Genomic DNA, 24,605 nt, shown 5'->3' on the forward strand with positions numbered 1-24,605 from the left:
GCTTGAATGAAAAGTTACATTTAAAAAATAATATTGCTTGAAGAAATCCCCCTTCATCAAACGTAGTTTACAACCAAACCCATTCTTGTTGAATTTTTAACCAATAAGATATATATTTTTAACAAGACCCAATCGTGCTCTATTTAGTCGTTTTTGCCGATACTACTAGAGAACATGCTATGCAAAGGAAAGCAAGTCGACTAAAAGCAATGATGGTTGCTTTTTTAAGTATCACTCTCGCAATAACAATTTGTGCAGGTTTTTATTACTTTAAAATTCAGCAAAATGAAAAGTATCAAAACCAACTTCACTTCCGCGAACTCAACAACATCACCGTTTCTTTAGAAAACGGCATTTCTGCGTTTAAAGAATTCATATACCAACAAAACAAAGCCCTAGTTAGCAAAGTGAAAACTGATTTTCAAGCTGTCTTAGATAAGAAGATAGAGAGTTTGAACCAAGCACAGGAGTACCTGATTGCTGAACAAAGTAAGATCAGAGAGCAGAAGAAAAAATTTGGTGAAATAAAAGAGCAAAAGAAAGAGTTCGATCAAATTAAACAATCTACTTCGAAGGAAGCTACTTTTCTGCGTGACAAGATGGAGCAATTTAATGTTCAAGCCTATCAACTAGATAATGAGTACAAACAAGCAATTAATGAATTACATTATGAAACTTTGTTATTTCTGGATGAACAAGTAAACGAAGTAAAAGTGCTCGCATCTGTTTCAAGCGACCTAAACTCAATCAATAGCGATGCTGTAAAAGCGCTAGATAAGCAAAAAAATATCGTTGAAGATTGTTTAGTCGACACCTTTAATGCTCGTAACTTGAATAATAAATATTCCGCTTGCTTTGACCAAGCCTATGCCGACGCCATCAAAAACGTAGAAAGCGAGATAAACAAAACCTTAAGTAGCAAGACCAAAAATAGCAACAGCAACACCAATGTCTACAACCAAAACTCCCCATTAAGAAGCATCTCAAAAATAAATACGGACAAACATGCCGGTTTAGCGAAACTAAGAACAAACGACCAAACCACTGAATCGTGGGGAATTGAGATAAGCGATTGGCTGGGCGGTAGTAATGATTTATATCCATTAGTGTTGTTGGTTGATACGGAAGGCAAGTTGATTGCTCGCAAACAAAACCCTGAACTCAACTCCTCTCTCGTTGGAATAACGTTCAATGATGTTTCCTCGTATCTGAAAGAAGAGCCCGCAGTTAAGAAAGAAGAAAAAGGACTAGCAAAGAGCAAAGTACACTCGACAACGAAAGGTGTGTCTAAGTACGCTGATATTATGATCTCAGGTAACGAGTACCGCTTGTTTATTTCTCCTCTCTCAAATCAAGACTTACTCGAAATGACCGGCATGAAGACATGCGATCCCGCTCCCTGTGATAAGCCTTTCTATGTCATCGGACTAAGAGAAAAAGAGAAATTCAACTCAACCAAACAAAGTATTTCAAGAAGCATAATAGCCGCTGCAATTTTGTTTACTTTAGCACTCATCGCTTTCATACCATTATTAAAGATACGCTTGAGTTCCGTCAGCCAAGCCTTTTCTGCTTGGGATAGACACACCTTAGCGATTGGATGTGTTTTGCTCATCACTGTCTGTAGCATTGGCATGTACGATTATATTCACTACAGCAAAGTAAAGAGCGAACAAAGTAAGCTAAGCAATTCCTTGTTTATTCAAATGCGTAATGCTTTCGATTTAGAGTTAAAAACGCTAATTGATATTGCCTACAAAAACTTAAACGACATAACACAAGAAGATTATGATATTGACTATGAAATTTTAGAAGAAATATCAGTCGATATTCGTAACGAGATGACTGAAAAAGTCATTCAAGAGCTCTTAAAACAAGAGTATTCGCAATATAGACGATATAGTGAAGATGAGCTTCTTGAGATAGCTGAACTAACTGCAGAATCTAACATCGCTGCATTAAGTGATGAGAAATATGAAGAGCTGATTAAAGCGCGAATAAAGCAATATAAGCTAGAAACCTTCAAAGATTATTTACTAGATAACGAAACTAATTTGCCCTACTTCGTTGAAAACTTATTTGTGCTAAATGCAGACGATACCTTAGAAAAGTCAGTTAAAATGGACGGCCTCGCCATGTGGGGAACTCGCTCTAGATACCGCGGCTTGAACAAAGATATCTCTTTATTGAAACGTGAATATGCAGTGCGAGGTGTACAAAATCAACTCTGGCCCGTCGACATAGATCAGAATAATGGTTATTGTGAAAAGGGTCTGTTCATGGAGAGACTCTTCAATTTAAGAGACGGTGCAAAGTCCACCCAACTTTCCCTTTCTTGCCAAAAACAGGAAGGCACTAATTTTTACAGTTCATTGTCCTTTGGTACTCAAATCCAAACATTCACGAATACCATATTGCCGGCTAATTTTGGCTTTGTCGTGTTTGATAACAATACTGGCAAAGCTCTTTATCACAGCCAAGATGATGGCCGAAGTTTGGTTGAAAACGTATTTGTAGAAACCGACAATAGCGGTTTACTCAAATCGTACATGAGCACTCCATATTTTTATAACCAACCAACGTCCTTCGAAGTCGATTACAATGGGAAAGTACACAACTTTACACTAGGCACAATTAAAGAGGGCGTGCCGTGGACTTTGGTCGTTTTTTACGACAAAGAAAACACACGAGCAATTAACTTAATGTCAGTCTTGGTGAGTTTAACTATTTGCTTTGTTGTATTTGTATTGGTTTACTACTTCATGATCATGATAGTGCCTAAAAGCAATCGTCGCGGAGTATTTTGGCCAACACCATCTGAAAGTAGTTACAAGAAAAGCCTCACTATTATCACAATATTAGGCGGCGCAATTGTCTTCTTCGGCGGGCTTTCCTACCTCATCGCCAATCACGTGTTTGAGCACCACCAACTAAGATACCAGCAACTCAACAATGCTCACCTCGGAGCCAATATCGCGAAAGCCAAAAACAGCATTGAAGTTTATCGTAACCGAGTGCTTGATGAAGAGTCCGTTGCGAAGAAGTCGTTCGATCCTGATGAAGAGTACGCTGCGAGTGAGCCGTTGGTTTCTGATGAAGAGTCCATTGCGAGTGAGTCGCTGGTTTCTGATGAAGAGTCTAAGTCCAACTCAGATAAAGAGAAAGCTTCCGGTTTGAAAATCACTAGCGTCCCCTGCTTCTTGGGCACAACAGAACCTGCAGTCAATAGCGAAACCGGTTTACAAACCTGTAAAGCGTCACCCGCTAAAGTCGGACTTGATAAAGCAGTGACTGATCCAATTAGCTACTTCAATTTACTCATTGAAGCATTTTGGAGCTTCTCCGTACTAGATGGCAATATTGACGAAACCTTGGTGATTACATCAAAAGTAAACCAGACGATTATCAACAAAACCTTCAAAGAAGGGCATATCGATAACAGCTTGAACCAGCACCCGTTTGAAAGACGCTCGGAGCAAGAATTATTGTTCGCACAAAAAATACCGTTTGGATTAAAACACTTTATCTACGGCATTCTCATTGCCATCGCCTTTGCGGCCTTTGCTTTGGTCTTGTATAAAATTACCAAGGAATGGATTTTCGAGCGCTTCTTTGGTTTCAATATTCCGCCATTCTTCCGTTTGAATGAGAAGACACGTTACGATGTGAGCCAAGCTATGAAGGATGATTTCTTCAGTAACCATCAATACATGACTATCGTGCGGCCCAAATTAGAAACCTTATACGGCTTAAAGAATAATCAGCCCCAAAAAGACGAAACGTTTTCAAAATTTTTGAATGAAGCGCCACTCATAAACGACTCAGTTATTGACTTACAATCTCTTATTTCTGAAGGAGAAAGCGCAGAGTTTACTATCGACAACTTAATCGCTATTACCAGACAAAGTTATCCGAACTCAGCTAAATTAACTATCGCTATTTCTGGTTTAGAAAATGCAGGTTTTGATGAAAAAACACGTAAATATGCCTTAACACTCATGGAGTACATTCTGGAGCAACACTTCATTAATGTAATACTACTTTGTGAAGTTGCGCCATTGTATCGCTTAACGCAGTCTGAGCTTTATCCCTCTAAGAATGAATCGAATCAGCTTACATGTGCCAGTGAAATGGTGCGTTGGTCGAATGTTCTGAAGCCTTTCATCAAAGTATATGATTGGTGCCCGAACTTAAAACAACGCTTAAGTCACGATGCTGATGCTGCTACCACCCTTATTCAAGAAGCCATAGCGTGGCCAGAATTACGCTTAGTGCTTAAGCAGTTTATAATATTTAACCGTTCAACTCAGTTAGATGCTCGTGAAGCTTACGATGCGCTTCTGAATGATATTGAAACGCAAGAAGTAGAAATGTCGTCTTCAAGTTCAGCAACAAAAATCCATATCGATGAAGAGCTACTGAAACAAACCGGTATTAATGACTTTTGGATCCCCGAGCAAATTATTGAGTTTTTTGCCGCGAATTCTGGTGCCCTTTATCGATTCAAGTGGGAACAATGTACTAAAACAGAACGTATTATTTTATTCCAAATTGCCAGTGGTCTGGAGCCAAATCCGCTCAACAGAGGTCCACTAGAGCATTTAGTTCGTCGAGGCTACATTTGTCGTGATAAAGGTTGGTTTTTGGTTAATACGAGCTTCAAGGAGTTTGTGCTGCATGCTGAGCCGGTGCACGTAATTGAAAGTTGGTTAATTGAAGCGAATGAGAGCATTTGGCAATACTTGCGAATTCCATTTTTTGCCATTGTTATCACATTAGTGGCTATTATGGCTTATACGGCTACCGACGCAATTGAAACGGCTATTGGAGTGCTGTCAGCAGTATTTGCACTTATTCCACTAGCAATCCGCAACTTCACAGCCATTAAAACAGGTAACGCTTAAGCAGAGGGCCACGCAGTTTTAGCCTTGTTTAATGGCTTTAAGACTTAGAACGAGAGAAGTGCTGCGCAATCAGTAGTCTTGCGCGATCAGTAATGATCTGTAGTTACTTACTCTTTGCGGCTTGCTCGAACACCAATTTATTAAACTCTTCGCTGCTCATTGGCCTGTGTAAGAAATATCCTTGCGCCATTGAGCAACGCTCCTTAGTCACATAGTCCAAGGTTTCTTGATCTTCTATGCCTTCAGCTATGACCTCTAATTCAAGGTTGTGACCAACGTCAATAATCGTTCGCGCGATGGCAGCACTTTGCTTATCACGAGTAACGTTCTGCAAAAAGCTCTTATCTATTTTTAAATAGTCGATAGGTAGAATTTGTAAATAACTAAACGATGAATAGCCTTTGCCAAAATCATCCAAAGCAAATGAGACACCTCTAGTGCTCAAGCGCTCCATAATATGACGAATTCTATCCTTGTCTTCCATAAATATGGATTCCGTCAGCTCAATAATTAATTGAGAGCCAACATCTTCATTCGCATCTACCGTGTCGATTAGGTGTTGAATTAAGTCCGTGTCTTGAAACTCAATAACAGACAGATTAACCGCTAACTTTAAATCGAGAATTCCTTTACTGTGCCAATATTTCAGATGTTTAATTGCTGAATCAATCACCATTTTACCGATATGAGTGATGAGTCCAGTCGATTCTGCAACAGGTATAAAAATGTCGGGAGGAACGCTGCTCTTATCTGCTTTAAACCACCGGATCAACAATTCAGCACCAACAATTCTTCCCGTTGCTAACTCAATTTTAGGCTGGAAAAACGTCTCGAGTTCATTGGCATTTAGCGCTTCGCGCAATTCACGTTCAATTTTAACTTGAAAAAACGCTTTCGATTCTAGCTTCTTGTTATAAAACTCAAACGTATTTTTACCTTCCTCTTTTGCCTTGTACATTGCCATATCGGCTTTGAGGATCAATTGCTCAGGAATAGCATCGTGCTCGGGGAATAGCGATACTCCGAGACTCAAGGTGACAAAATGCTGGCGACCATTAATGATAAAAGGCTCATTCAATATATGTAGTAGCTCTTTACATAAAACCGTCGCATCACCTTGCTGAGTGATCCCTTCAAGCAGTATGACAAACTCATCACCGCCCAGGCGCGCTAAGGTATCTTGTTCCCGAAGACGTGACTGAATGCGTTTTACTAGCATTATCAAAAGCTCATCACCAGCTTTGTGGCCTTCAGTATCGTTTACACGCTTAAAGTTGTCTAAGTCGACAAATACAACCGCTATTTGCCGCTTTTCACGTTTTGCTAACGCGACCGCATGCTCAACCCTATCTAGTAGCAAAATACGATTAGGAAGCCCAGTTAGAGCATCATGATAAGCTTGATGTTGAATGAGTTCTTCCGTCGCTCTTTGTTGCGTCACATCTCTGAGACACCAAACTCGACCTACTAAGACATGATTAATAATTTGTGGAAGTGAACGGTATTCATAAGTGAAGTTGGTGGTTAATTCCACTACCCCAGCCAAGCTCTGAAGCGGGCTTTCTTTTAAACTGTTATTCACTTTTTGTGCATTTTTAGGGTTTTTAAAAATACTCAGTAAGCCAGCCCAATCATTAAAATCAACGATGTTGTTAGCTTCAAAAAACTCTTCGCCCATTTTGTTTATCGACGCTAATTTCCCTTTAATGTCATACACCAGAATAATTTCACCGGTAGCGTCGAAGGTCGCGTTGACAACACTAAGTGAGCCTTTAAGTTGATTTTTGGTTTCAGTTAGCTCTTCTAGCTGCGATTTAAGGAGCGTGTTTCGTTCATTAAGTTCAGCAGAAATAAGATATAAAGAGCGCTCAAGCAGGCTAATTTCCTGATCGTACTGATCATAAACCTCTGACACAGACAACAAAAAGTCTTTATTCTCCTCAGATTGAGGCAAAGAACTTTTATTACGCCTAAGTTGGCGCTGCAGTAGTTTATGAATATCAGTCAACTTAGTTCTCTGAAAATAATGTTATTGTCATGGTTTGATTGTGCAGGCCACATCGACCAAAGGGCACGATCGGCGATATTTCACCGTACGAATAAAACCCCGTCATTTTACAGTTATCTGGTAACATTTCTTGAATAATTTCTAATTCTTCTTCAGTGCGCTGGTTAAGTACCAGACGTCTGCCTACACAGCTGATCAAAATCGCTAGCTCAGGTCCTGATTGCGGCATAGTCTGAATTGATTTAGTAACTGCTCCCTCTGCGCCATCTACTAGATCCGCGTAGTTTGCCCGCATTAGCTGACAAGTTGCGCCTTCTGGCATGCTGCCTGCAAAAATCATACTCTGATTATCTTCATCAATATTCAAAATAGTGCGTACTACGGTTTCGCTGTCACTTTCTTGTGTCATCGCTAACGGAAATAACAAGGCTGAAGCAGGCAAATTATCAGCATGCTCACCAAGGAATTGCTTGTACAGCTCTAAGGCCGGCTTACCATCTAGTTCATATAGAATGTTGTCTTTCGATTTAGTAATTTGGCGTTCTGGACCAAATTCGCGCCAACCGCCTAAGTTGCCATGCCCAATTTGCAAGCTTTCACCATAGAGTCCAACAACTACAACCAAACCAGACTCTACACGATCATCATGCCATACTTGGGTTTCTTCAAAGCGTGAACCGTCGCCTGCGAGTCCACCCGTCACTAAAACATCCTCTGGTAAATGAGGCGTAATGCCGTCTATTAATTCTGTGCCATTGACTAACTGACCATCGGATATTAAGAAAACATGCCTTAAGCCCTCTGGCTGCAATTTTTTCGCTAAATCCTGCCCCAACTGTAAGGTAGAATCTGACTCAGAAACCGATTGGCTATAGACTTTCACTGTCGTGGATTTAAATTCGATAGCCGTTAAGCACAGTGTGTCATTGTAGAGTGCAGCACCTTGGATTTCTCCACTGGTTGTGCAGCCTACTAAATTTGCATTTGGGTAATTTTGATGAATTTGCTGACGAATTTGCTGATCAGCTATGATATCGCGGTTGCCAAACAAGAGAATGAGTTGCGAATTGAGGTTAGGTTCTAATTGAGTCGACCACTCATTATTGTCATAGATACTTTGAAATACGTTCATTTGACACCTCGTTGCTCAGTTGAATAATAAAAAGCTATACCAAAGTTTAACGCATAGAGTAGGAATAATGAAACAATACAAGCTCTTCGCTAGATAAGTGAAATAAAACGTAGTCTGCAGCTATGCAATAGTGGCTGATTTTATTGCATCCAATCAATTATAGATGGGTACAAATCGACGACTTTTTGCCCACGCTGTCGATTTGTGTAAAGCCTAATTAATTCATCGTTAAACTCTTTAAACTTGTAAAACCCACGATTTTCAACCATAAACTTTTCTACGTAGCCTTTAGCAAATAGGTAATCGTCTTTAGAATAGTTATCCAAGGCGTATAAGGAAAACACCGCCCATGTCATATATTCGTTGAATACCAAGTAAGGTTTGTTGTAACCACCGCCTTTATACCAAGGCTTTAAGTCTTTTAATGCAGTAGAAATTTGATCTATGTATGCGCCCGATGAAGGGTTCACGTAGGCGTGGTCAATCTCGGTAAAAAAGGTACGGGTTAGTTTAATCGCTTTTACGCTTTCATCATTATTTGAATCGTAGCGATTTGGCCCGCTAATAAACATAATTGCTTCTTTGAAACCGTTATTTTCGTACATCCTAGCGCTGTGATTTCCTGGCCCAAGTGGTGAAAAAAATACTTTGTAACTGTGATATCGTTCAGGAAAGTTTGATTCTAGCCATTGCCAAACTTTTTCAGCTTGTGAATCCTTTTGAAAACGGTCTTTTAACCCTGCATAGTAGGCTTGATGTTGTTGATAAAACTTTTGGAAGTCACTGACTTTTGCGAAATCCTCTAATAAGCTAATCTTATCTTCAAGGTCGTTGTTTGCACGAAAACCAGCGTAGATCACTGACTTAGTAATTTGTTCACTGTCCACTTCATAGGCGGGTCCGTTTTCAACAAAGCCATAATAATCAGCGCCGTTCAGAGCATTAAAAATCTGATGGTCTTTGTATGGGGAAAACCAAGCCAGAACTTCTGTAAAGTAAGTACTATCTCCATTCATTCCATATTTGGAATGATAATAATGGTCCGACAGCGCTAAGAGTATATTGCTTAATTCGTACACTTTTGGAACGTCTACCGTCACCTTTCCTTTAGTCGCCTTAATATAGTGAGGGCTGTACGAAGCAGGTTTCTTTTGACTTTAGAAAGTCAAAAGCTTTATCTGTCCGTTAAACTTTAATGAAACTGATTCAGTGGTATCTTCACTGGCAGTAAGGAGCGTTGTTTTGCCACTCTGCCTTATTTCGGCACTTGGCGTGCTACCCCAGTACGTTAAATGAATGGTTTCTTTTTCTGACAACGAAGCAAAATCTATCGTTCTGATGAAATACTTATCTAAAATTAAATCAAATTTAGGTTCTGTTAATTCAACAGTGTGTTCTTTTGTGAAGCTGTCAAAGCCAATAACCAGCAAACATAGTAGTAACAAATATTTCATGTTTGTGTTGTCCTTGCTGGTTAATTGTTTGGTGGGGATTGTGAGTTTTAGTATAGACTAGCATGCTTAATTAAGACTTTTCCGACCTCAATTGATATTAAACAAGTAGTGAGAGGAGCTTATTGACAATGGCGATCTTAATTTTTAGCAAATCTTCAAACGTCAAAGTGCTATACAAATGTTTGGATTTTTCTTTCTGAAATTCTACTTTATAATAGTCCCCTTATAAAAACTGTTTATAAAACAAGCAGTTTAGTGTCCACTTTTTTATCACCTTCTAAAACCCAAAAAAGCAAGCTGTTGATTTTATTGCAAATTAATTTTGGCTTGTTTATTGCTAAAGGAAAATTGAATTAAAATATAAGTCTTGGAGTAGTTATGAAAGTCTTTAAATGTTTTTGTGTTATCGCATCATTAGCTTTTTCGGTTAATGGTTTTGCAAATATAATTAATGTAGCCGTAATTGGCGACAATACAGGTGGTTCGCAAACAAACGAGGTTATTTCTCAATTAAACGATAGTACCGTTTTTAATTTCAATGCGGTCAGTTTAAATCAAGGTTCGATAGTAAACGTCTCAAGTCTCAGTCCATACGACGCTATTATTTTAGGTGGGAGTGGCTCTTCGACCAATGGTTACTCGACTGCAGCCTTAAGCGCAGCATTTGACTTTATGAACAATGGGGGTGGTATCGTCACGGCTGGCTGGTGGCATTATGCTATTCAATCATTGACTGGTGCTGCTGATACTTTTGCTCAAGCAATATCTCCCGCCTTAACAACTGGCGGCTATAACTACTCAAATTCTAATAGCTTAGTGTTTAATAATGTAAACCATGCCATAACGATGGGTGTATCTGACTTTTTTTATTCAGGTTGTTGTTTAGAAGTGCCTAATGGTGTTGACAATGGTGCAATTTCACTAGCACAAAATAATCAAGTAATTTATCAAGATAGCGTCGGGCGTTCTGTGTATTTAGGACCTGTCTATATGTCGAACTCAGGTTATTCTAACGATCAACTTAGAAGTGGCAGTGCTGATCAGTTGTTTGAACAAGCTGTCGCATGGTCTGCAAATGGAAGCAGAATTTCTGTTTCTTCACCGACGACTATAACGATGTTTTTAATAGGTATGTTCTTGCTTCTTGTAGGTCGTAAACTCGCTAAGTAGTTTTGTAAATTATCAGTGTCTAAATATCTTTAAATTATTAAAAAACCCGCGTAAAGCGGGTTTTTCATTTAAATCAAATGTAATTTAAGTAACAAGCTTAATTACAAAGTAAAGTTATATGCCGTATTTGAAGCCATTCCAATTGGCAAAAACGGACGAACTTACATCGCACAACTACTGACCGGTAACATTATAGTTTGGGATTGAATACATTTGGATGCTGCGTTCTCCGGTTGCGAATATCTATTAAAGTTTGGGAATATTTAGAGCACGGTAGGATTTAGGATGATGCCCGTTTCATTAAAGTTTGGGAATAACTTGGCGCATTAAAGGATCTCTCTAACTGAGTGAGCCTAGTAATCAGGTTTTAATTACTAATGTGAATTAGTCTCAACTCAATCTGACACTTTTCATATACGAACTAGACTAAATTTGACAGTCGCCTGATGCCACTTACCTACAATATTTATATACACAAAAGCGTACTCATCTATTCTTCTTTCTCGTCCAAAGTACCGCACCAGCGATTTACGATTTTCATCAGATCAGCTTCATGAATAGCGTCATTCAACCAACCACTTGCGAATTTGATATCGTGAGAATTTGGTAGCTGTTCAGGCGATAACTCTCGAATTCGAATTCTGCTGGGGAGTGCTGCTGCTTCCCCAACAAAAATCGCCTCGCGCCTTGTAAGGGCTGATAACATTTTGGTTAAACCGTTTAAACTGTCAGGCAAAAATCTTGAAACATGCTCTTGATCACTAGAATTCGATAACCTAAGAACAATCCATGAGTTGCACTGAGAAAGGACTGTGCTTTCGACATCAGATGGTCTTTGTGAAATAAGCCCTAAGCCTAATCCGTATTTCCGTCCTTCTTTTGCAATGCGTCTAATCGCATCTTGAGCTTCTTTGTATTGTGCCTCACCATGGTTCGGTACATAGCGATGTGCTTCTTCACAGACAAATAGTACGGGGTCTTTCTCTCTTTCATCCCTTGTTTGCCAAAGTTTATATTGGAATAAGAGTCTGGATATTAATGCTGTCAACGGCCCAGCCACTTCATTTGGCAAGCCAGATATATCGATAATGCGAATGTCTTTTCCATCCGCCTCACCTACAAATTGTGTCAATATATCCTGTAGCTTTGGAGAGGTATCCACATTATATTCTTTCAACAAAAAATTGAGCTGTGGATTGGATCGTAGGACTTTAAGTTTTTTAAGTATGTTATCAACTTTATCTCGGCCTGATGATGCCGCCAAGTTATCCGGTTTTCCTAGTTTACGGCCTTGCACTTTGTCTATGTGCTTTACAAACTGAGTTAACTTAAACGGAACCGGCTTGTCTCTATCAAAATTTAAAACTTGTTCTTCAGTTATATCAACGCTGAGACTAGCCTCATCCCCGCCATTTGGTTCTTCGCCGATATCCTGTACCAAGCCAGCCTCTTGCAATCTAGAGTAAGTAATTGCCTCGTAAATAATATTATTTTGAGATGTAGCTTCGTGTTCAGTCTTGCCAATAATCAATGATCTCAATTCATCACTAGACATTAGCCAATAAGGTAATTTTAAAAGCTCTGCTTCATCATCAGTTACAGAAGCATCATTATACGCTCGGTATACTTTTGCTCTATCACCAAAAGCACTAGCATATTCGCCATGTGGATCAATCATGACAATTCTGGGCTTTAACGTTGTGTCTTGAGGTTTATGGTCTAAAACAGAATGTAAAATGGAAGCTACTGTTCCCGATTTCCCTGAACCAGTAGATCCTAATATTGCGAAATGATGGCCGAAAAGTTTGTCAATATTAGCTCGACATACTGCATTGTTGCCGCCTATGTAATTTCCAATAGGAACCATAGGGCTAATTGCTTCATCTTGAGCATTAGATTCTGCCGCTTTATAAACAGCCTCTAATTCATCATTCAGGCATATATAAGCGCTTTGCAAGGGCAAAGGATAAGTTTCAACACCGCGAGAAAAATCTAGGCGAGAATTTTTATTAGACCATATTCCTTGGCCAAACAAGTCTGCTTCTAAAATGCGTGCATCATCCGCGGCATTGATTGGTTGATTACTGTCATCAGCTATCAACTCAGATCTCATTTTAAGCGACCGTACAAAAGCAAATAGTAACTTTCTGCCAAAATGCACTTTAATTATACTGCCCATTTGCCCCACAGGATAAACCTGTCCATCAACGGCACGAATAAGCTCGTTAACACTGTCGTCAATTTCGATGCGTAAATTATTGCCAGACACCTCAATAATTCTACCTACTTTCAATTCTTTCCTTGCTTGGAATATGTTACTCATGATACGTCCCCTGTTTTGATGAACTGAGTTAGACCATCAAAACGCCACCATGTGTACTTGCTAGTATCTGTCTCAGCTAAACGAGTTATTGAATTATGGTAAATCCCTAATTCGCCAGCAACATAAATTCTAGAACCAATTTTGGGGCAGGTAAGCCAAGCGTCTAAAGTTTTGTTTATAACAACTCCATCTTTGGGATCTTCTTGAATAAAAGCAATAACAGTCGTTTGGTTAGAGTCACTTCTTAACGCGCTTTCTATTTCAGCGTTAATATGGTCATCACCAAAACTATAACCACAAGTAATCAATGTATTTTGCTGTCCATTCAATAGCGTTTTTCTTAAACCCAAAAACAAACTAGCAAACGGGTCTTTTTGCGTTTCTACATATTTTGTCGCTTGAGGATAAATCATAATATTTGCTGGATTTGACAAATATTTAGTTCCGTACCGCGCACGGACTAACCCTAATTTATCATCTCTGTGCCAATCAATTGATCCATGTAGTTTATATAGTTGATAGGTATTCGAATCCGAAATTGCATTTGAAAATTCTTTCTCGGCGTTCCAAAACCCGACGGCACCACCTGAAAAACCATCGCATACTACTTTTTTGTGCAGAGCCAAGGCATCTTCGAGCAAAGTATCGTAATTAGTAGTAAAGAATGTAGTTTTTGAGCGTCGCTCGAGATTTGACTGACTAACCAATAGAGCTTCTATAAATTCACAATGAGGAGTTATTTCAACAATAGGGGTGGTAGCCTCACCAATCTCCTCTTCTATTCCACGCTCAGTATTCGCACCAACATATCCATACCTGACAATACCCCCAATAGCCTTGATAACTTCTAAATATAAGTGCCTTAACTGTTCACAGGTATAACTACTGGCACCAATATTTGCAGCTTTGTCTTTAGATCGATCAGCAATAGCTAGAAGGTCACCCAGATGGCTCAGATAGTGTTCGACATGGCAGTCAGCGGTTAGATCTGCTTTTAGCGAACCCAAAATTTCATTTGTTTCAGCATCTGTTTCTTCTTCAATGATTTTCTCTACACGACTGGTTAATGGGTACATTAAAGGTATTTTTGAATCAAAACTTATCCCTGCACCGAAAAGCCAGTTTTGCTTAATTTCAGGGCCTAACAGTGTTTTTAGGCTTTCTAGTTTATTATCAAATTCTTCCATAATTTTCTCTTTAATATCATCGTTATTTGAACACTAAACATTTAACCGAATGAATATATCTAATTTGAAGCTGTCATCAGATCGATTTTGCCGTTCGCCTCCTTGATACTATTAATACGCATTAAATTTTTGGGCACACAATATCCTCCTAATCTAGGCTAGCCTAAACGTCATAATTTACGCATATTGCAGATTCACTTTGCATTGGATCCTGATGGTTTATTTGTTGCTCTAGCGTCGATTAAAATTAATTGTTCATCTTGTTTAAGCTCCAAATCCTTCAAAACCTTTATAAGTCTGCTCAACTCGGAATCTGTGAAATATAGAATCACTTTAATTGACTTTTTAGTTTGATTTGCAGCCTTATAAACTTCAACTTGTTTAGCTAAATTTTGCCTAAGCTTGCTGTTACTTGCTAATTTAAATTCTACCAATGTACTGTCTTTGGAGCCTCTTGAGATTTTGTAATCTACTGGCCCTCGACCGTTATTTACCTCTGCATTGACGTCATCTTCAGCTGCATACCAAGTAAGTCGAAAGATCAACTGCAAGTCTGATTCTCTTTTAACTGGCTCCCCTTTAACATAAAATAAGCGGTAACCATCATTACTTTCAATGACTTGCTTTAGGAACATAATTCGATTATGTGCTTCATCAAACGTATCGCCTTTTTGTGAATAAAATACTTTCTCCGCTCGAAGTATCTCAACGAGATTAGTAACCAGCCGAATAAAAATAATTTCTGTTTCTTCTACTTTTTGCTCGCTTAGCGCAACAGCTTCATCACCATGCTCCTCTTTATATCGAATGTAATGATCAATAAGAACTGGAAATTTTCGAAGTGTTCGCGATATCGCCTCATTGGTCTCTCGTCTATTCGCGCTTTCGGGAATCTGACGAAGAAGATAGTCATTTATTTGTGCTCGGAGCTCTAAATTCGGTATTGATTCAGCTATCTCGTCAAAATCGCCTATAATATCGTGCTTATTAATCCACGCATCATCTTTGGTAAGAATATCTTTCGGGGTAAGCAGAACAAAGTCGCCGTCAATGTAGGGAAGTGTGTATGTTTTGGCATTCCACCTTCTAGTATTGTAATCAAAATTAGAATGTTTGACGCTAACCTTTTTACATCTGGAATCGTCTAGTTGGTTTAAGGCGAATGTCTGTGTGTATTCGCAAATAAAGCCTTTTATTAGATTGGTTGTAAAATCACTAATGCTGTCTTTACCAACTCCGTCTTTAATAAGACACAGCTTTTCAAGGTGACTGCTTTGTGTTATCTGTTCTGCACCAAAATCATTGAATATTGTACTTAAATTATCATTCAGTGCGGCCGCAAAATTCGGCCCTAGACCTAGGCCTCCATTTCCTATTTTGCTATAGCCAAGCCAATTCTGTTTAACTTCTGGAAAAAGAAACCAATGCCTAATGAGTCCTTTTGATATAGGTCCTTTGTCTGACATCGCTCTCAGGAAAGTAATGTACTTTATAATTTCTTGATGAAGTGCTTCGTATTTGTTTTCATAACTACTGAATAGCAAAAACGGATCAATAAACACTGGGAGATCATTGATCAATGAAATATTGAAAGCCCCATATTGATCAAGCTCTTCCTTAGAAACTCCAAAATAATCAGAAAAGTATATATTCATTCGATCCCTCTTTTGAATTTAATAGGTAAATTGCGAGTGCGCAATATCCCAAAACTGACTCATTGATAATTAGTCGCTAGTTTTCAATACACACCACACCATATTTAAGACTGAACCTCAGTCTGTAGCGTCCGCTTTGGGTTGGAAAACTGACATTAATCCAGACTATCAGACAATTTCTAATATGTCTGCAATATCGCTCTTTGCTGCCTGTCAGGTTAAGTCAAAACTTCTCAGAAAGAATGTCAGATCAGATATGAGCTACTGCAACTAATGCGGATTAATAACAAGTTGTTGTTAACACCAATGCAATTATTAGTAATCATATTGCGCCAAGTAAAAGTGTTTCCGCGACTTCATAAGTTAATATAGTTTTGTTATTAAATGGTGGTGAGCTATCACTTTAAAACAATGTTTTTTACTAGCAAATCAAATCAGGTTTGTCGCAATTGCTTTCGGTTTAAATTAACTATATTTTCACAGGAAAGCTGTGTGATCGAAGCGTATTAAACAACCATGCATTGTCATTTTTGTATAACCACATGTAATCGGCATAGCACTTTTTTTTCACTTCTTTGACTCGCAAATGTTTTAAGTCGCCTATTGTCACTAGTAGATTATCTCTGCTCTGTTGCCGTTTGCGATAATTCCGAATTCGGCGCCGCAGAAATTTTATTTCTGGTTGTCCCGACAAAACTTGCTCCACGTCTGATATGGAAACGCCAAGCTGCAATGATATTCTCTCAGTAGGTAATCCCACCATCAACTTGATGGTGATTAACCGCTCTGTTGTATGATCCACCTGACGTTTCATCGAGGTTAATTGAACGCCCTGTCTTTTTGCAATATTTCTCACAGTTGCCGCGCTTGCGTTGGCGCGTTTCACTATCTGGCGCAGTGACAAGTTTTGATTCAAATACTGCTTCACTTTATTGTGCTTAGCTTTATCAATATCTGACTGTTTTGGCAGCTCTGGCAGATTTTGGTTATCGACAATAGTTGATGTATTACTATAGTTAACAACAAAATCACCGAAGTGTTCGAATAAAAAAGTAATAATAAGGACATGCTTAATCGGATGATGGCTGGAATTACCAGAATAAAACACATTCGCTGGAAAGCCATGCTCACTCTGCTCAGAAAGTAGTTGCGAAACTCTCTCGTCTTTCGCTTTCAACGAGACGAAGTACTCTGACATTTCGGTGAACCATTTACTCAAATTAATGGATTTGGTAGTTGCTAACCTTCGACCAACAAGTCTTGCAGCATATCCTTTTAAAAGTTTACCGTTGTCAAAGTTACTACTATTTAAAAGATCTCTACTTATGTCAGCAATCTTCATCGCTACAGCGTCAAACTTATAGTCGATGGGTTTGCTATGTTCAGGAAATAACAAATGCTTGCGTCGTCTAGGCACACGTATCAATTTACACTTGTGCTCTGCACATACGCTCACTAATGGTAGCTGGTGTGCTCTAAGCCAATAGGTTTCCCCATATGCAAATTTCTGATTATTAGCGCACATGGGACAATATTTCAAATGACTTTCATCCGCTAAACGATTGGCTAGCAATCCTAGCGCTTTAAAAGCGCCACTACTGTCGCCCCTTAGCAACGTCGATAATGCCCGTTGCCTAGCTCGCTTGTTTGCAAACATAGAGTAGTATGGAAACAGCGAGTGTTGTTGAAGTAGTTCGTCGCAACTACACTGCATTTTCTCGGCAAGCAAAGGAAGAAAAGAAGGCAGCGCTGAATCCAGTTGTAGATTTTTGTTTTGAAACACATTTTGCGAGCTGCGTGACATAGATATTGAAATGTCATGTAAAACCAACCGCGCAGCCATACTGTATACAGTCTCGTCTCTATAGCGTCTTGGAGCGTATTGGAGCAGCTCCATTAACTTTTCCCCGAGACATAAAAATCATGAATAGGAAAAATATTCTGCGACATCATAACTGGGTCAATTAGGCCGTTGCACCAAGCACTCTGTTTCATTGACTCCCTCCTAAATGTTGTAATATCTGCTTAGGCCGAAATTGGCATCATGTTGGCTTCAACCTCCCATCGAAAATCATCCCAATCTGTCGTTGAATCAAAGGCGATGAGCATATCCTCTTCATCTAAAAAGGCGTAAATCAACATCAAATACCACATTGGATGCATTTGATTGTTCTTGTTCAGCATGTGATAAATGCCTGTCATAGATGTTAGTGGGGGTAGCATCGATATTGCTTTATCAAAGGTGAAAAATGGCAGGATTTCGGGCGTATTAATTGCTTCCGAAAATTTTGTATGTAATTGAGATAATCGTCGTCCGTTGTGTGAGTGACGAGTCATATTTTTCGCAACATTCAGTTTTTGCTTTAGCGCACAGATTAGGCGTTTTTTTTGTTCTCGGTGCGGCAATTGACGCAACGTGCACACAATCTTCGCCAAAAGCCTATCTACCTCAATTTCCTGTGTGGATGCCGGAATAGAGGACTCTCCAATAGGAGGAAGCGAGAATTTTGCAGAGGTATAGTATATCAACAGGGTGTTGTGCTTAGGACAAGTGCGTTGATAATACCGTTGATGTGAAGCATGCCAATACGATGTTCCATGTTGCTTTACTTCTTCATTAGCGCATTCAGGACAATATCGCCAGCCTCTATCTGTAGCCACATACAACGATAGCTTCCAATTCATTGTGCTAAGTGACTCAAGAGAATCAGCCAAAGTTTTCGTATTATTGGCTTTGGCAGCCCACATACCGTAGTCCATAACATTGCTATGTCGCTTCAATAGCGTATCAACTGATTCCAAGCCACTGAAATGACAAAACAAACTCTCGTAAGCAGGCACCCAGCAGTTAATAGGTGTATCAAAAAAAGATTGTTTATGCCTGACTTTGATGTGATGTTCTATTTCCTTGTAATATGTCAGCAGGAAAGCTCTATACACCACACTAGCAAGATGTTCATCAGGCAAAGGGGTTGGATAGTAGTTAAACACGTGCCTGACCATTTTCATAAGTTAGGACGATGCTGTCCGCATCGATGTGCTCTTCTCCCTCAACAATCCGTTCAATATGATGAGCCTCCTTAGGCTGGCGTTTTGTTGTTCTTGGATTTTTTGTTTTTGTTTGTTCGACCTCTTTAGCAACACCAAATGCTTCGTCGTCTGTATTATTTTTTGGAGCGCCGTCACCAGTATCCTGACCGCTTTCTGTAACAGGTGAAGGACCAATGACATACATTTTAAGGGAATCTTTGAGAGAGCTATCCAACGTAGCAAAACGCGTTTTGTACACATTGTTCAAAAAATCGGTTAGCGCCTCATTTTGCTTCATTCCTTGACCGCTGAGTTTGGCATGAAGACTCCGAAGAAAGGAAACGGCCAAGAAAACCATTGCCTTGATAACGCCCGCACACAAAATCAAAAAGTGACGTTTAAATGCTTCATCAATGGCAAGCTCCCCCTTAAACACAGTATCTGGGAAAAACACCTCAAAAAACTTATCGACGTATTTTGTATTACGTTGCCATAGATGAAAGGTGATATGGCAGGCAGAAGATAATCGACTGGACAACTGCAAAGGCGTCGCTTCAGCATTCGGAAGCTTCAAGTTATTATAGAATTGATTTAGCGCTTCAGAGGTTGTCGAAACGATGATGGGCACGCCAACTTGGTTAAACAGCGCCTCCAATTCAGGTAATGTTGGTAGGTCGTTTTCTCTATCCTTTTTTGCAGATTTGGGACGGTTCAAGATATATTGCATTTCATCTATATGGATCACACCAATGTGATGTTTAAGGCAAGCTAGCTGCATAGCATTGAGGTATTGAAAAGGTTTAAGACTAGAACTCAAAGAATCTTCGCTGGCCTTATATCCCAATACTCGATCCAACTCAGCGAAAAATGCCAATGCTAAAGCAGTTTTGCTCTTGGAATTAGTCATATCAATACTGATATAAAACACCTGTTCCGTGATAAAGGGTTTTCCTTTGTAACCTTTATGCATAGTGACTTGATCAAAAAATAACTTGAACAAACGTCGCACGCTCCTTGATTTCCCTAGACCACTTTGGCCCGAAATCAGAATGGACTGTGATTCTCCTTCGCCATCATCATCTATATTATCGGCCGACAGCTCCCAATGTTTTCCAGCTTTCAAATGATAAGCGAGATCATGAGTCATTGCGACCGTATGGGCTGCCAAAGGATTGACTTCACCGTAATATCGACGGACCAGTGAATAGATCATTTCATACAATAGATAGCATTGTGGTATTGAGAAGAAAGACTTTTCTAATTCTAATACGTCGTCCAGCGCGTCCATACGCGGACTTGAAAAGAAATCTTCAGGTAGTGGAACCGACTTTTCAATACGATCATTAAACGCCTGTTTATTCAAAAAAGCGGGCATCGCTTCTACTAAAGGATTACCCGAGTATTTCTGTTTAAGCTCATCTCGGTAGTGAGCGGTCTTTTTTGTTACAATATGACGTGACATCAGCAGATATACTCCTCATCATCATTAGTTCCAGTGGATTGGTTTTCAATGTTAGTTTTCGATACATCGCTATCTACCCCCATTAATTTTAGGTAACGATCCGCTCGCTCAATTTGCTCGTTTTCTCGCATTTGAAAATTCAACACATCAATGCCGTCAGGGAACGAGATACGACAATTCACAGGAGCGTATTGATAAAAATCCTCACCCTGTGCGACGAGCGTTTGTACCTCTGTTTCGTAGTTAATGAGCGCTTGCGCATTTTGATGTTCCAAATCTTGTTTTATCTGCGCGTCTTTATGTTGCTCAGCTTGCGCTTGAGATAAGGTCATACCTCTGAATTTTTCATAATCGTCATGAATTTCTATCTGGTGCAAAACGCCGACACCATCCCGTACGTATATCTGGTCTACGGAACCCTTAAAAGCAATGACCTCAATATCAAATGCTCCATGAAATTCCGCTTGGTCGAACCAGCCCTGCTTGATAGCCCATTGATTTTTGTATCCAAGTTTATTCAGCCGAATCTCTCTGGGGTTTACTGTTGCAGTATGTTTGCGCATTAACACCCATACTTTCTGGGAGAGCTGCTGCGGTGATGTAGGTGGTCTGCCGTAGGCTTCATGATTCATGAGATATTGCCACATCGCTGAAGGCACAGGTTTTACGCTGTTGGAGGCCATTTCGTGGGTGATGAGTCTGGGTCGAAAATGAGTTGTGTTATGAATAGTAATAGCTCGGATCACCAACGCATGGAGCCCTTCTAAAAATATAATTGGATGATTTGCAGGGTGTTGGATACTGGGATTGCGATCTTTAGTTACTTTTCCTTGTAGGTTCTCTAGAAAACCTTGCATGATGTGCAAAACTTTCTCTGACGTCCCCTTCCCTTTGGGTTGACCCGGTGCATTAATACTAAAATCATTAATTTCAATTTCATCACCATTAATGATTCGCTGGATAATTTGTTTTAAGTACTCAACCCCATTATCTGCCCGAATCCCCTCAGGCACGTGTTGTACCGGCCAGTCCTCCGAGTCGATATCAACGCCATACTGCGATGCGTATTCTTGTTTATCGCGCATGCAATTGATAAGAGCTTCCGCAATGTTCTCCCAAACTGGCGGGGCAAACGATAGCGAGTACCCCATAATCTCTTCAGTTGCTACACAAACAATCATACACAGATAGACTTTCCCGACGGTCTCTCTTTTATTTGGTTCAAGTGGGTTAGCAAGGTATACAGGAAGGGGAGTGCTATCTATTTCACAGACCTGTCCAGCTCTAAATACTCCTTCATTTGCCTTACCTTTAGTTTGACGAGAGCGGTTGATCGCCTCTTTAATGCCATCTGTCAGTACCATCATCTCATTTGGCATAACAGCTTTATGAAAAACTCGGTAAAACTGCCGTTTAGTTAATCTTTGATTTTCATTGAGAAGCAAAGCGGGAAATTGTTTACCATTCTTAACAACCCATCCCTTGTCAGAGGCATGATCTCTATCGAATAAGGTTCTTATACGCTTAATTTGGAATTTACCGTCTTTCTTTTCAATGCCATTGGCAAATGCAATTTCTCGTATTTTTTGAATGTCGTCTGGCTGATACATTCTGGATCCGGAGTTAGTAGGGTTTCCACATGACTTTGTTTTAGGACCTGTTTTAGAATCGGCTTTATATGAACGAGGCTCTTTCCCGCAATTCTCGTATTTAACGAGTATCAGCGCATTTTTATGACAGCCAAGGGATATAAATCGATTAAGCGGTCGAATAATTTCCTTTCCATTATTATTGGGATTACAGCCTAATGCTTCTGCATGTGCTTTGATTTCTTTATTTAGCTTCCCGGCCAGATATTGATAGATTTTTTCAGGTGTAGTGAAAGGCTCAATCAACTTGAAGGCATAGTCACGACGTTCCTTCTTTCTTGAATATTTCAAACTTAATTCATGGTCAGATAATAACCATATATTTGGCTCTACGAAGCTTAATGCATAGCCATCATCGTCTGTTTTGTAATTAAACAGTGAACTAAATTTGTTTCGATTAAAAATCCGAGGTTTACTAGGCTCACGCTTAGCCTCAAATTGAGTTAAGTTAGTGACAACCAGAATTTCATTACCATCCTCATCCTGAACTATATGACTCAACAGAAAATCATCATCTTTGCCAAATTCGCCTGCATAAAAATCAATACCAGTGTCGGAAAGGTTAAATAAGTCGTAAAGGTTCGCCATATTACAAAACTCTCATATTGCTAAAGCAACCGAACTGGCTGGTGATATTCAAGTTTTCGGCTCAAATCGAGTTTGATTTTCAGCCGTAGCACGCAATTAGCAAATAACACATTAGCCTGACGCGTTGTGATCTCAAGGACATTTCCTGCATCTCTTAGGAGATTTGTCAGCGCAGCAAGAGGAGTTATTTTCACTTGCGTTAAGAACACTCGAACAAACATATCTATCAAGTCATCAGCTAATGAGTGTTGATACCAAGCGGATAGATTTATCAAGTTATATGCCTTCATTTTTGAAATATGCATTCGCTCAACCAAATCGAATGTAATATCAAAACGATCCCAATATAATGCCTCAAGCTTTAATTTTTGATCCGTTCGCCAATCTTCATCTAGGTTTACCTGATACTTAAAACTATAAGCTAATCGGGCTTGTCTTCCATTCTCGTCTGATACAATGACTAACAGGTCGGTGGTGCAAACTTTCAATTCACCGGTTTCGTGATCTCTTGGGTGGATCCAGCGTTCTTGCTCGCAAATTTCTAAAGTTATCTGTAAATCAAGAGCGTACTGCTCTTTAATTTCAATTACGTTAGGTTGATAAATCAAATTGATGTAGCCGTGCTTTTCAGTCTGCGACAGCAGTAATATATCTCGCCCAGTCTTCGGGCATTTAAAAATAGAACGAGTGCCAGCAGACATGAAACTTGCACTTAAGTAAGGCCTATATTCCCCTTTTGCTTGCGCTTCATTGAACGCTTTAATTTTTCGGTTGTTTGCTTCTGAGTTGAATAATTTCACATCTGTTCTGCCTTCTGATCAAAATTTGATCAAAATATAGTCAAGCGATCCAAACTCTGCAACTCCAAATTGCAAAAACGTTAACTTTATCTCACTGATTTATATTATCTTTTTATGTATTAATTAGTGATTATTTAAGTTACCAATTATTTTCATTATCAAACTTGAAAATTGTCACATTTTTGTTAGAAAAATCCATAACTATTAGACTTTTATCTTTTTTTGGTAACTACATAGAGCATCAGACAAAGACTGGCTTAAGAAAATGAAATGGTGCGGAAAAGATGTGCTTGCTACAAATTATTGATTTAAAACTTTCGTAAACATTGAATAAACAATTTATAAAAAGTTTGTTATAAAAACCCTGCATTTTAAGACTTCGCAACTGCAACTCAACAATACTTTTACATAGCAAAAGAGTGCGAACAGAATTAGACTAAAGTCTTATTACAAAATGAAAAAATCATGATTCAGCAATGCCATTCAAGGTCTAGTTCGGCACTCAATAAGCGATACCTTTACGCATCTAAGTTGGTCTTTTCCTCCTTCTTTAGTATCGTAGGCTTTCTCATCTGCTTGTGTTGTTACCTTGTCAAACAGAAGACTGCTTTCTTGTTCTTACACGTTTACTGGAATATCAGTTGCTATTGCGGCCCCGATGCTCACGCTTGATGACATAGCATGTTGCTCTACGTTGTATTTATGAGCGCTCAACATTCATGCAACTAATGCCTTCTAACGGTCTAAACATTAACAGAAACAAGCTGTTCAAAATTATATGGGAAGTTTGTGCGAATTAATAAAAATCGCGGTAGCTTCATATTCAATCTTTTAAACCACAAAGCCCCCATTCGTTTTAGCTAAAATAACGCTGGGGTTCTGCTAAAAATCACCAAGTAAACCCTAGAGTCATCTTTTTATATTTATTAATTCTTTAATATACGATACCTTTTCAAACCATCCGCTTTTATGAGCGAGAAAAACTCATTAGTCCTTGTCAGCGAACAGATAGTAATACCGGCTTTATGATGCATCATCATTGAGCCGTTTGCGCTTCATACGTCAGTGCCGCTCACTTGACTTGACCTTGGCTTAAATTACCCAGCTATTGGAAACTAAAGAGAGTCCTGAAACGAGCTGCGCAAGCATCAACAATTTGATACTCGACCACATGGTTGAGGTATCCCAGAAAATAGCTGAACTTAATGAGTTGAAGTCCACCCTTGCGGAAATGGTTGAGGCC

At 39.3% G+C, this 24,605-nt stretch carries 14 protein-coding genes and 1 pseudogene; 3 read left to right on the forward strand and 12 right to left on the reverse strand.

Annotated elements, in window-relative coordinates:
• Positions 1-179 precede the first annotated feature (179 nt).
• The gene (locus ACKLNX_RS08760; RefSeq protein WP_412972056.1) at positions 180-4,904 is read left to right on the forward strand and encodes a hypothetical protein; all 4,725 of its coding nucleotides are present in this window, start codon (positions 180-182) and stop codon (positions 4,902-4,904) included.
• Positions 4,905-5,007: 103 nt separating this feature from the next.
• Here the strand turns inward: ACKLNX_RS08760 and ACKLNX_RS08765 are convergent, their stop codons facing one another.
• The 4 genes from ACKLNX_RS08765 to ACKLNX_RS08780 form a co-directional block, all read right to left on the reverse strand.
• Positions 5,008-6,912: a putative bifunctional diguanylate cyclase/phosphodiesterase gene (locus tag ACKLNX_RS08765; RefSeq protein ID WP_412972057.1), complete on the reverse strand. Its 1,905-nt coding sequence runs from the start codon at positions 6,910-6,912 to the stop codon at positions 5,008-5,010.
• A 1-nt stretch (position 6,913) separates the two neighbouring features.
• Positions 6,914-8,044 carry an FIST signal transduction protein gene (locus ACKLNX_RS08770; protein WP_412972058.1) on the reverse strand — a complete coding sequence of 377 codons (1,131 nt, stop codon included), beginning with the start codon at positions 8,042-8,044 and terminating at the stop codon, positions 6,914-6,916.
• 140 nt (positions 8,045-8,184) lie between these two features.
• Complete coding sequence (locus ACKLNX_RS08775) at positions 8,185-9,144, reverse strand: DUF4932 domain-containing protein (RefSeq protein WP_412972059.1); 960 nt, start codon at positions 9,142-9,144, stop codon at positions 8,185-8,187.
• Positions 9,145-9,201: 57 nt separating this feature from the next.
• Entirely contained in the window at positions 9,202-9,498 is a 297-nt protein-coding gene (locus tag ACKLNX_RS08780; protein WP_412972060.1) for a hypothetical protein, read from the reverse strand.
• Positions 9,499-9,876: 378 nt separating this feature from the next.
• On the opposite strand from ACKLNX_RS08780, the gene ACKLNX_RS08785 reads away from it, so the two are divergent.
• Positions 9,877-10,668 carry a hypothetical protein gene (locus ACKLNX_RS08785; protein ID WP_412972061.1) on the forward strand — a complete coding sequence of 264 codons (792 nt, stop codon included), beginning with the start codon at positions 9,877-9,879 and terminating at the stop codon, positions 10,666-10,668.
• A gap of 490 nt (positions 10,669-11,158) precedes the next feature.
• On the opposite strand, the gene ACKLNX_RS08790 is transcribed toward ACKLNX_RS08785, so the two are convergent.
• The 8 genes from ACKLNX_RS08790 to ACKLNX_RS08825 form a co-directional block, all read right to left on the reverse strand.
• Positions 11,159-12,991, reverse strand: coding sequence for an ATP-binding protein (locus ACKLNX_RS08790; RefSeq protein ID WP_412972062.1), 1,833 nt, complete (start codon positions 12,989-12,991; stop codon positions 11,159-11,161).
• The gene (locus tag ACKLNX_RS08795; protein WP_412972063.1) at positions 12,988-14,178 is read right to left on the reverse strand and encodes an SIR2 family NAD-dependent protein deacylase; all 1,191 of its coding nucleotides are present in this window, start codon (positions 14,176-14,178) and stop codon (positions 12,988-12,990) included. The genes ACKLNX_RS08790 and ACKLNX_RS08795 overlap by 4 nt, the downstream gene beginning before the upstream one ends.
• Before the next feature lie 194 nt (positions 14,179-14,372).
• Complete coding sequence (locus ACKLNX_RS08800; protein ID WP_412972064.1) at positions 14,373-15,833, reverse strand: hypothetical protein; 1,461 nt, start codon at positions 15,831-15,833, stop codon at positions 14,373-14,375.
• Between the two features lie 469 nt (positions 15,834-16,302).
• The gene (locus tag ACKLNX_RS08805) at positions 16,303-17,730 is read right to left on the reverse strand and encodes a TnsD family Tn7-like transposition protein (protein WP_412972065.1); all 1,428 of its coding nucleotides are present in this window, start codon (positions 17,728-17,730) and stop codon (positions 16,303-16,305) included.
• A 128-nt stretch (positions 17,731-17,858) separates the two neighbouring features.
• On the reverse strand, positions 17,859-18,824 hold the full coding sequence (locus ACKLNX_RS08810) for a hypothetical protein (RefSeq protein ID WP_412972066.1): 966 nt from the start codon (positions 18,822-18,824) through the stop codon (positions 17,859-17,861).
• Entirely contained in the window at positions 18,817-20,325 is a 1,509-nt protein-coding gene (locus ACKLNX_RS08815; protein ID WP_412972067.1) for an ATP-binding protein, read from the reverse strand. Before ACKLNX_RS08815 ends, ACKLNX_RS08810 begins: the two co-directional genes overlap by 8 nt.
• Positions 20,325-22,562 (reverse strand): hypothetical protein, encoded by a 2,238-nt coding sequence (locus tag ACKLNX_RS08820; protein ID WP_412972068.1) that lies wholly within the window; start codon positions 22,560-22,562, stop codon positions 20,325-20,327. The genes ACKLNX_RS08815 and ACKLNX_RS08820 overlap by 1 nt, the downstream gene beginning before the upstream one ends.
• A gap of 20 nt (positions 22,563-22,582) precedes the next feature.
• Entirely contained in the window at positions 22,583-23,362 is a 780-nt protein-coding gene (locus ACKLNX_RS08825) for a TnsA endonuclease N-terminal domain-containing protein (protein WP_412972069.1), read from the reverse strand.
• A gap of 1,156 nt (positions 23,363-24,518) precedes the next feature.
• Here ACKLNX_RS08825 and ACKLNX_RS08830 point away from each other — a divergent pair.
• Positions 24,519-24,605 (forward strand): annotated as a pseudogene (locus ACKLNX_RS08830) (hypothetical protein); the annotation flags it as partial.

Origin of the sequence: Glaciecola sp. MF2-115 (assembly GCF_047250385.1) — a bacterium.
Classification (GTDB): domain Bacteria; phylum Pseudomonadota; class Gammaproteobacteria; order Enterobacterales; family Alteromonadaceae; genus Glaciecola.